The organism is Mesorhizobium sp. M1D.F.Ca.ET.231.01.1.1, from assembly GCF_003999155.2.
Classification (GTDB): Bacteria; Pseudomonadota; Alphaproteobacteria; order Rhizobiales; family Rhizobiaceae; genus Mesorhizobium.
Genome location: NZ_RZOZ02000066.1, coordinates 1 through 430, shown reverse-complemented (window position 1 = coordinate 430; position 430 = coordinate 1). Strand labels below are relative to the sequence as shown.

Below are 430 nucleotides of genomic sequence, written 5' to 3'. Positions count from 1 at the left end.
GCCGTCGCCGACATCTGTTGGCGTTGCCACTGTTTTTCGCTGTTACGTGCCTTGCTCCGCATGGTGCCGCAAGCCAAGCGAGCAATACGTCGACGCGGTTCGTTGCAACGCCGGCGATGGAGCTGCCAGACTATCTGCATCCCACGGTCGACCCCGTATTTGGGGAAACGTTCACACGGATCACAAAACGCGGGCCGCTTGGGAATGGAGTCGCGTGTGTAAAAGATTATTGCAGCCATCGTTATTCCAGCGCCCAGGCCTGGAATGCGGACCAGAGCCTTCTCGTTATCACCAACGGATGCAATGGGATGTGCTTTCTTGACGGACACACATTCGTGCCGCTGCTGATGCGCGGCCGATCGGGCGAATGCGAATGGCATCCGCAACAAGCGGATTTGATGATCTGCGTTCAAGGCCGGCGAATATCGAC

At 57.4% G+C, this 430-nt stretch carries 1 pseudogene; it reads left to right on the top strand.

The features are described from left to right. Nucleotides 1–14: 14 nt before the first annotated feature. Nucleotides 15–430, top strand: a pseudogene (locus EN874_RS34705) (hypothetical protein); the annotation flags it as partial.